Annotated in this window: 9 protein-coding genes and 1 rRNA gene; 2 read left to right on the forward strand and 8 right to left on the reverse strand. The window is 36.9% G+C overall.

Features of this window, described 5'->3' with window-relative positions; translation table 11 throughout:
* Positions 1-35 precede the first annotated feature (35 nt).
* On the forward strand, positions 36-584 hold the full coding sequence (locus AC5YDH_RS10920) for an NUDIX hydrolase (RefSeq protein WP_496119455.1): 549 nt from the start codon (positions 36-38) through the stop codon (positions 582-584).
* A gap of 157 nt (positions 585-741) precedes the next feature.
* Positions 742-2,040 (forward strand): anthranilate synthase component I family protein, encoded by a 1,299-nt coding sequence (locus AC5YDH_RS10925; RefSeq protein ID WP_496119439.1) that lies wholly within the window; start codon positions 742-744, stop codon positions 2,038-2,040.
* A 129-nt stretch (positions 2,041-2,169) separates the two neighbouring features.
* On the opposite strand, the gene hisC is transcribed toward AC5YDH_RS10925, so the two are convergent.
* The 8 genes from hisC to rrf form a co-directional block, all read right to left on the reverse strand.
* Positions 2,170-3,264, reverse strand: coding sequence for a histidinol-phosphate transaminase (gene hisC, locus AC5YDH_RS10930; RefSeq protein WP_496119441.1), 1,095 nt, complete (start codon positions 3,262-3,264; stop codon positions 2,170-2,172).
* A gap of 97 nt (positions 3,265-3,361) precedes the next feature.
* Complete coding sequence (gene hisD, locus AC5YDH_RS10935) at positions 3,362-4,663, reverse strand: histidinol dehydrogenase (RefSeq protein ID WP_496119443.1); 1,302 nt, start codon at positions 4,661-4,663, stop codon at positions 3,362-3,364.
* Between the two features lie 196 nt (positions 4,664-4,859).
* Positions 4,860-5,555, reverse strand: a complete 696-nt coding sequence (gene hisG, locus AC5YDH_RS10940) for an ATP phosphoribosyltransferase (RefSeq protein WP_154772658.1) — start codon at positions 5,553-5,555, stop codon at positions 4,860-4,862.
* Entirely contained in the window at positions 5,555-6,811 is a 1,257-nt protein-coding gene (gene murA, locus AC5YDH_RS10945; protein ID WP_496119445.1) for a UDP-N-acetylglucosamine 1-carboxyvinyltransferase, read from the reverse strand. The genes hisG and murA overlap by 1 nt, the downstream gene beginning before the upstream one ends.
* A 4-nt stretch (positions 6,812-6,815) precedes the next feature.
* A complete protein-coding gene (gene ibaG, locus AC5YDH_RS10950) occupies positions 6,816-7,067 on the reverse strand; it encodes a BolA family iron metabolism protein IbaG (protein WP_496119447.1) in 252 nt (83 codons plus the stop codon).
* Between the two features lie 137 nt (positions 7,068-7,204).
* Positions 7,205-7,537, reverse strand: coding sequence for a ribosome hibernation-promoting factor, HPF/YfiA family (gene hpf, locus AC5YDH_RS10955; RefSeq protein WP_496119449.1), 333 nt, complete (start codon positions 7,535-7,537; stop codon positions 7,205-7,207).
* A gap of 174 nt (positions 7,538-7,711) precedes the next feature.
* Positions 7,712-9,166 carry an RNA polymerase factor sigma-54 gene (locus AC5YDH_RS10960; protein ID WP_496119451.1) on the reverse strand — a complete coding sequence of 485 codons (1,455 nt, stop codon included), beginning with the start codon at positions 9,164-9,166 and terminating at the stop codon, positions 7,712-7,714.
* A 196-nt stretch (positions 9,167-9,362) separates the two neighbouring features.
* Positions 9,363-9,477 (reverse strand): 5S ribosomal RNA (rrf, locus tag AC5YDH_RS10965).
* Positions 9,478-9,742: the final 265 nt, after the last annotated feature.

A 9,742-nucleotide genomic window follows, 5' to 3' on the forward strand; every position in this document is an offset into this window, starting at 1 on the left:
TTATTCTGACAATACCTTTATCAGTGACGATGAATATGAACTTCTGTGGCAATTGTGGACATAAAACAACTGAGAAAATCCCTTTAGGTGACCATCAGCTCCGTCGTGTTTGTACAGAATGTGGAAGTATTCATTATGTAAATCCTAAAGTCATCTGTGGTGCACTAGCACTGTGGGAAAATAAAGTTTTACTGTGTCGTCGCGCTATTGAACCGCGTTATGGTTTATGGACACTACCTGCGGGCTACATGGAACTATATGAAACAATGGAGCAAGGTTCAGCACGTGAAACACGTGAAGAGGCTGAAGCTGAAATTGAGATAGAAAAATTATATTGCATGTATAACATTCCACGTATTGGACAAATTTACGTACTTTTTAAAGCCAATATTATTGATGGTAAATTTGGCGCAGGTGAAGAAACCATTGAATCTCGTTTATTTAGTGAAGATGAAATTCCTTGGAATGAACTTGCGTTCCCTAGCGTTGAACGTACTTTGCGCCATTATTTCGAAGATCGTAAAACGAACGAATTTCCAACGCATCTAGAAACACTTGGTTCACGTTTAGATCATACAGGCTAAAGATTCACCTCATTAAATACCCTCAAGCTCATTCAACAATGGGCTTTTGTTTTATTTAAGTATTCAAACTCTTTATTCCTCTTGCTTTTATCGTGTCTAAACTTCGGTTTCATGTAAAATAAAGGTGAAATTTAATGATGTGTTTTTGCTGTATATGATGAACTCTCCGACATTCAAACAGGCTTTATCTCAACAAGCGTTTTCTACTCAGGAACTTCTTGAATGTTTACAGACATATCGTCATCTCATTTACCTAAATAACAATTTCAAACCTATTATTGGTTTTTCAGCAGAACATTCTGTACTTATACAAAACCATGATATTCAATTTTCATCGGCACAATTTCAGTGTTTAAATGATTTTTTTAATGCAAGCTTAAACATACAATCTCCTTGTTTGACTATGGGTTTTGTAAGTTATGACTATGCCGCAAATCAACAAGTTCAAGCGCAAGAAAAAGTACAACCGAGTTTGTTCTTAGGTCAATTCAAACATTATTTAAGTTTTGAAAATGATACGTGGTATTTCAATAGTTTTGACACTCAGGCTTCAAGTACTTTTCAAGAAGTTGAACAGCTTACTAAAACTAAAACATCAGCAAAAATACTTGAACTTCACGCACCGTGCCAAAGTCGTTGGAATAAAAAACAATACACCAATGCTTTTCAAAAAGTACAAGATTACATTGTGGCTGGTGACTGTTATCAAATTAATTTAACGCAAGAATTTAACGCTCAAGCAGATGGCTCACTGTTATCTACTGCCGATGCATTTTGGGCACTAACCAATGCACCATATTCAGGGTATTTGCGTATAAATGATTTTGAATTACTCAGTTGTTCACCTGAATTATTCATAGATTTTGAAACCAATAAAAAAATTGTGACCAAACCTATTAAAGGCACAATGCCACGTTATAACGATCCAATTTTAGATGAGCAATCTAAAAACACCTTAAAACATTCAGAAAAAGATCAGGCTGAAAATGTCATGATTGTTGATTTATTACGAAATGATTTAAGTGTGTATGCAGAAGTTGGCTCAGTAAAAACGCCTAAATTGTTCAATATTGAAAGCTTTAACCAAGTTCACCACATGGTCAGTGAAATTGAAGCAACCCTAAAGGAAAATGTACAACCTTTCGATGTTCTCATGTCTGCATTACCAGGTGGATCAATTACAGGTGCACCTAAAATTCGAGCAATGCAAATTATTGATGAACTTGAACAAGGTGCTCGCGGTGTTTACTGTGGCTCTATGGGTTATTTTAACTCCGATGGTACAGGTTCTTGGAACATCCTTATCCGTTCAATTCAAAAATACCAAAACGGGCTTTCAATTTGGGCTGGTGGTGGAATTACCATTGCCTCAAATTGTGATGCCGAGTATCAAGAATGCTTCGATAAAGTCGATGCCTTACTCAACTTACTCAATACTTGGCATAAAGCTAAATAAAAAAAGCGACTCATTTGAGTCGCTTTTTTTAATCCCTCCCAACCTCTCTCTTTGTTAAAAGGGAGAAGTTTCCCTCTTTTATCGAAGGAAAGTTAGGGTGGATTTATCTTCTGTTATATTCGGTAGCAATTACCCCAAAATTTCATTTTTCAACGTATCGACTAAACGCTGATTTTGCTCATCTGTACCAATCGTAATACGTAAGAATTGATTAATGCGAGGCTTATTAAAGTAGCGCACAATAATGCCATATTCACGTAATTGACTCGCCAATTCACCTGCATCTTTCGATGGTAACGTGGTGAAAATAAAGTTTGCGCTTGATGGTAAAGTTTCAAAACCAAGATCTGCCAATTGAGCTACTAACTTTTCACGGCTTTCAATTACTTTACGATTTTGCTCTTCAAAATATACTTGATCTTCAAACGATGCCACAGCAGCAGCAATTGCAAAACGGTCTATCGGATAAGAGTTAAAGCTATTTTTTACCGCCTCAAGCGCAGCAATTAAATGTGGTTGAGCAATTGCAAAACCAACACGCAAACCTGCTAAAGAACGTGATTTAGAGGTAGTTTGACACACCACTAAATTTTCATACTTTTCAACTAGACTTACCGCAGATTCAGCACCAAAGTCGACATAAGCTTCATCAATCACAACCACAGAATTAGGGTTTGCTTGAAGTACTTCTTCAATTGCAGAAAGCCCCAAAGCAATACTAGTTGGTGCATTTGGGTTGGTGATAATAATACCGCCATTCGGCTGTTTATAATCATCAACTACAATTTCAAAATCATCATTCAAAGGTAAAATTTTAGTTTTTGTTGAAAGACCAAAAAATTGACTATAAACAGGATAAAAACTGTAAGTAATATCTGGATAAAGAATCGGCTTATCTTGAATAAAAAACGCTTTAAAAATATGCGCTAAAACTTCATCTGAACCATTTCCAACAAATACATTTTCAACAGCAACATCCTGCTGTTTAGCAATGGCTTGTTTTAATGCAGACGCATCAGGGTCGGGATATAAACGAAGTACATCTGCCGAATTTGCTAAAACTGCTTGAACTGCTTCAACCACTTTAGGCGATGGCGGATACGGATTTTCGTTGGTATTTAACTTCAATAAGTTTTGAATTTTTGGTTGCTCACCTGGAACATACGGTTCTAACTCACGTACTTCAGGACTCCAAAAACGCATTTGTTCATTTGTAATATTCATTTTTCAATCTCATAGTTCCCTCTCCTGAGCAAATTTTAAAGCACTGCTTTAAAATGAAGCACAAGTGAGGGTTAGGCAGAGGTTTTATCTTTTTTAACTACTGATAACGGTAACGAGCAGAGCGTGCATGCGCATCTAAATTTTCTTGTTGTGCAAGAATATCTGCTGTTTTTGCTAATGTTTTTACACCATTTTCAGAGCACATAATTAAGCTTGAACGCTTTTGGAAATCATATACACCAAGTGGTGAAGAAAAACGTGCTGTACCTGATGTTGGTAATACGTGGTTAGGGCCTGCACAGTAATCACCAATGGCTTCAGGTGTATAACGCCCCATGAAAATTGCACCCGCATGGCGAATATCTTGAGACATTTTTTCCGCTTCATCTAAACACAGCATTAAGTGTTCAGGCGCAACTTGGTTAATTAATTCTGCACCTTCAGCACGGTCTTTGACTAAAACCAATGCACCACGATTCACAATTGAAGTACGTGCAATGTCAGCTTTAGGTAAAGCTTCTAAGTGCTTTTCAATCCACTGTTCAACTTCATTTAAAAGTTGTTCATTTGGTGTAATGAAAACGGCTTGTGCAACGGTGTCATGCTCTGCTTGAGACAATAAGTCCATTGCAAGCCATTCGGCATTATTTTCGCCTTCTGCATAGACTAAAATTTCAGAAGGCCCTGCAATCATGTCAATACCAACTTGACCAAATACAGCACGTTTTGCCGCAGCAACAAAACGGTTACCTGGCCCTGTAATTTTATCTACAGCAGGAATTGTTTCTGTACCGTATGCCAAAGCTGCAACAGCTTGTGCACCACCAATAGTAAATACACGGTGTACGCCTGCTAAATGCGCTGCTGCCAATACTAGTGGATTTAAATCACCATTTGGTGCAGGTACAACCATAATAATTTCAGCCACACCTGCAACATGTGCAGGAATAGCATTCATTAACACTGAAGATGGGTATGAAGCCAAACCACCTGGTACATAAATACCAACACGGTCAAGTGGTGTTACTTTCTGCCCCAATGTATTGCCCAAAGCATCTACATAAGTCCAACCATCTTGTTTTTGTGCTTGGTGAAATTCACGCACACGGTTTGCAGCAAGCTCTAAAGCTTCACGGGTTTCTGTTGTTAAACCATCGAACGCAGCTTTTAACTCTTCTTGAGTGAGTTCTAATTCTGAAAATTGATGTGCTGGATGTCGATCGAATTGTTGTGTGAGTTTAAGTACATGTGCATCACCATGTTGGCGTACATCTGCAATAATTTGGTCTACAGTTTTTAAAAGTTCTGGATCACTCACAGTTTCAAAAGCTAACAAGTCTTTAAATACTTGTTTGAAGTTCTGCTCTTGAGTCGATAAACGTCGCATCAATTTACCCACACGGATAGTTAGGAAAGATTTAGTTTACCTTGTTTTGTATGGTTTGTGGGTATGATTCAACACTTGAAGGCTGAGTTTTATTGAAAATAACATTTGGTTTTATTGACGAAAGTATTCACCTTCTCAATATTTCCAAACTCAAAATCATGTATAAAAAAACCGCCCTTTCAGGCGGTTCTTCAAATAAGTTTAAAGCTTATTTTTTCGCTTCACGCTCTTCCACAGCTTTTTCAAGTTGTGCAAGAATCGGGTTCAACAAAGCTTGCTTACGTTTAAAGCTCGCTTTATTCACGATTAAACGTGAAGACACTTTGCAAATTTCTTCAAGTGGTTCTAAACCATTGGCGCGAAGCGTATTACCAGTGTCCACAACATCGACAATGTAATCACCTAAACCAACAAGCGGAGCAAGCTCCATAGAACCATAAAGCTTAATCACATCAACTTGTTCACCAAGGCTTGCATAATATTGACGTGTTAAATTTACATATTTAGTGGCAATTTTTAAACGACCTTTCGGACGCTCCATTCCAACCTTACCTGCTGTCATTAATTTACAAACAGCAATTTTAAGATCTAATGGCTCATAAACATTTTGCGCACCATGTTCCATGAGTACATCTTTACCTGCAACACCAATATCGGCAGCACCATTTTCAACGTAAGTTGGTACGTCCGATGCACGTAAAATTAAAATACGTACATGTTTATGGGTTGTAGGGAAAATTAACTTACGCGATTTATCTGGATCTTCTAATAAGTTAATCCCTGCTGTTTCTAGCAACGGTAAAGTCTCTTTTAAAATACGTCCTTTACTTAATGCTAAAGTTAAACCATGATCAAAATTTCCCATTACATCAAAATTAGGATCATCGTTTCTCATATCGCTCATTAATCTACTCGCTTAATTTGGGCACCAATACCTTGTAATTTTGCTTCAATATTTTCATATCCACGGTCAATATGATAAATACGATCAATCATCGTTTCCCCTTCAGCGGCTAAAGCAGCTAACACCAAAGAGAATGAAGCACGTAAATCTGTTGCCATAACAGGTGCTGCAGAAAGTTTTTCTACACCAGTTATAACAGCATCATTACCTTCAACCTGAATGTTTGCACCCATACGTGCCAATTCAGGTACATGCATAAAACGGTTTTCAAAAATCGTTTCAGAAACCGTTGCAAAACCACGACCAATAGCATTAACCGCCATGATCTGTGCTTGCATATCTGTAGGAAACTCAGGATGTGGTAATGTACGGAAGCTGACTGCTTTCGGGCGTTTACCCATCATATCTAGCTCGATCCAGTCATCACCACGGGTCACTTCTGCACCCATTTCTTCAAACTTCTCAAGCACAGATTCCATTAATGCAGGATCTGTATGCGTTGTTTTAACACGTCCACCCGTAATTGCAGCAGCAGCTAAATATGAACCTGTTTCAATACGGTCAGCAACAACAGCATATTCACAGCCATGCAAGCTTTCAACGCCTGTAACAACTAAAGTATCTGTATCTAGACCTTCAATTTTTGCACCCATTGCAATCAGCATGTTTGCAAGATCTGTAATTTCAGGTTCACGTGCTGCGTTACGAATAGTCGTAACACCATCAGCCAATACAGCAGCAGTTAAAATGTTTTCAGTACCACCAACGGTAACCATATCGAAAACAACTTCACCACCTTTTAAACGACCATCAACTTTCGCATGCACATAGCCATTTTCAACTTCAATTTCAGCACCTAAAGCTTCTAATGCTTTTAAGTGTTGATCGACTGGACGAGAGCCAATTGCACAACCGCCAGGTAATGAAACCTGAGCACTACCGTAACGAGCTAACAATGGACCAAGCACTAAAATAGATGCTCGCATTGTTTTAACAAGTTCGTAAGGTGCAAACTGATTATCTAGTGTTGATGTATCTGCAATCACTGTATCACCTTCATACTTCATGGTGATACCAAGACCTGCAATCAACTTAACCAATGTATTCACATCTTTAAGATTAGGTACATTCGTTAATGTGGTTGGCGTTTCTGCAAGAATCATTGCTGCTAAAAGTGGTAATGCTGCATTTTTTGCACCAGAAATACGCACTTCACCTTCGAGCTTAACGCCGCCCTGAATTAAAAATTTATCCAATTTATTAAGCTCCGAATAAGCTTGCTTTACGCCATTCTTCTTTAGTCATTGCGCGAATAGTAACTGCGTGTACTTCACCACTGGCAATATATGAATTTAACGGTGCATAAACCGATTGTTGACGAGCAACGGGACGTTTGCCTTCAAATTGTTCATCAACAATACGAAGATCAAATTTTCCGCCCTGCCCACTTACAGCAACTTCAGCCTCTGGAAAAGCCGCTTTTAAAATTTCAGTGAGCTGTTCACTATTCATCACAAAGACCTCTTATAGGACCGACGGTGTAAAAACCTGCCATTTTACTATAAATATAAAAAATAATTCATCTGTCAGTTGCATTATACCAATAAAAAAAGAGGTTATTTAAAACCTCTTTTTGTACAGACAGTGAACTAAATCACTAAGGGTTGATAAATCAACTGCATTTTACGATGCTTATCCAATTGTCTTTTTAATTTTTCTGTCATCATTTTGACTGAAGTATACATATCATCGGCAGAAGCTTGAGCAAAAAGCTCAATTCCAGGCAACCGAATAATCGCTTCAGCAATATGATTTAAACTTCCCTTTTTTGAGCGCTTATCTGTTTGATGATCTTTTGACAACTTCACTTGCATACTATTCACTTGATCTAGATGCTTTGTCATATCCTTAAATTTACAACGAATATCATCTTCAATTGCAGGGGTGATAGTTAAATGATGACCACGAATTGTTATTTGCATAGTTCTATCCCTCACCTTTTTTATGGAGTCAAAAAGTCATAATTAAGACGATTCAATCGTGCGAAAGAATAAGCATTCTCACAAATACAATTAAACCATTTTAACTATTCCTAAAATAAAAAGAGATTCATTATGGTGTCATAATGAATCTCTAGAATAGTCAGATTTTAAAAGTTAGATCAAGACTTTTCTCTCAGATGACGAAGGAATATGTAACGATTCTCGATATTTCGCAACAGTTCTACGAGCAACATCAATACCATCTTCTTTTAGCATATTTGCAATAATATTATCTGACAAAGGCTTACGTACATTTTCTTCTGAAATAAGCTTTTTAATTTTTGCTCGAATTGCAATTGAAGATGCTTCACCACCCGAAGTTGTTCCAACATGACTTGAAAAGAAATATTTCAATTCAAAAAGACCACGTGGCGTTAACATATATTTATTTGTTGTTACCCTTGAAATTGTCGACTCATGTAACTCAACCTCTTCAGCAATTTCTCTTAGAACCAAAGGCTTCATTCCTTCAGCACCAATTTCAAAAAAACTTCTTTGATGTTCAACAATACACGTTGCTACTTTTAATAATGTTTTATGCCTTTCATCGACACTTTTAATGAAATTTTTCGCTTCAAGCATTTGATTTCTTAAATATTGATTATCATCACTCTGATCTGCTCTACGAATCATACCTGCATAAAATGGATTAACCCGAAGCTTAGGAAGAATATCTGGGTTTAAATGAACAAACCAACGATCCTCTTTTTTCATGACTACAACATCAGGAACCTGATAGTCTAAATCTTTATTTTCAAAATCCGCACCAGGATATGGCTTTAACCCCTTTAACAATAAAACTGCAGATTTTAATTGATCTGTATTCAAACCAGTTTGCTTCATTAATTTTGATAATTCATTTGAAATCAATAATTCATAATGATTCATCAAGACAACTGCTTCACTTTTAAAAGGTATATGTTCAGATAAAGCATCTAGCTGTAACAACAAGCATTCAGCTAAATTACGAGAGCCTATACCTATAGGATCTAGACGCTGAATCGATTTTAAAACAACTAAAACCTCATCATCCTCCACTTCATCATCATAATCCATAGACTCTAATAAATGCTGAACTGATACTGTAATTTCAGAAAGCTCACAATCTAGGAAACCTTTATCATCCAAAGAGTCGATAATGCAATGTGCAATTAATTTATCAATTAATGAAAAATTCAACAGATTCACTTGTTCTTGCATATGCTCTTGTAATGTTAAATAACCTTGCCGATTATCTTCTCGTTCTTCAAACTCCATAGAACCTAAACTAGTTGATTGATGTGTATATACATCATCCCAATCTGTATCAACTGGAAGATCGTCAGGTAAAAAATCTGCATTTAATTCATTGGTTAAGTCTTTTTCTTCTCTTTCTTTTTCTTCTATACGCTCTAAACTTTCAATATTTTCCTGATCTTCAACTTTTTCTAATAGAGGATTGCTATCGAGTTGCAATTGAATTTCTTGTTCCAACTCCAAACTAGACAACTGAAGTAATCGTATTGCCTGCTGTAACTGAGGCGTGAGTGACAATGAATTTGCAACTTTAAGTCCAACCGATAACTTCATAAACCCCATTCTCTTTTTATTGCGTACACTTTAAGCAATTTTTATGCCGCTTTGATTTTTTATATCATGTTTTTAATATTTTTTATACAAATTAGGTGAAAAAGACATTATTTTTTCATCTAGATATTACCTTAAATTATTTTTCCCCCGATAAAAAAACACCCCCTGCATTTGCAGGGGGTGTTTTGAATTAATGAGCTGGCGATGACTTACTCTCACATGGGTAACCCCACACTACCATCAGCGCTAAGAGGTTTCACTTCTGAGTTCGGGAAGGGATCAGGTGGTTCACTCTTGCTATTGTCGCCAGCACAACTGTTTATGGACTTATTCGGGTCTTATTTACATCAAATGATGTATGCCTTACTTGGTACCAAATAGAATTCATTAACAGATTATTTGAGTTAAAGTATAAGTTCTAGCGTATTCTGAATCAAGATCAGTCAGTGTTGACTGTTTGGTTTTGAATCGATTTCAGCTTTATACAACAACTGTTTGGGTGTTGTATAGTCAAGCCTCACGAGCAATTAGTATTGGTCAGCTTCACATATCACTATGCTTCCACATCCAACCTAT

It is taken from the genome of Acinetobacter sp. FY683 (genome assembly GCF_059515885.1).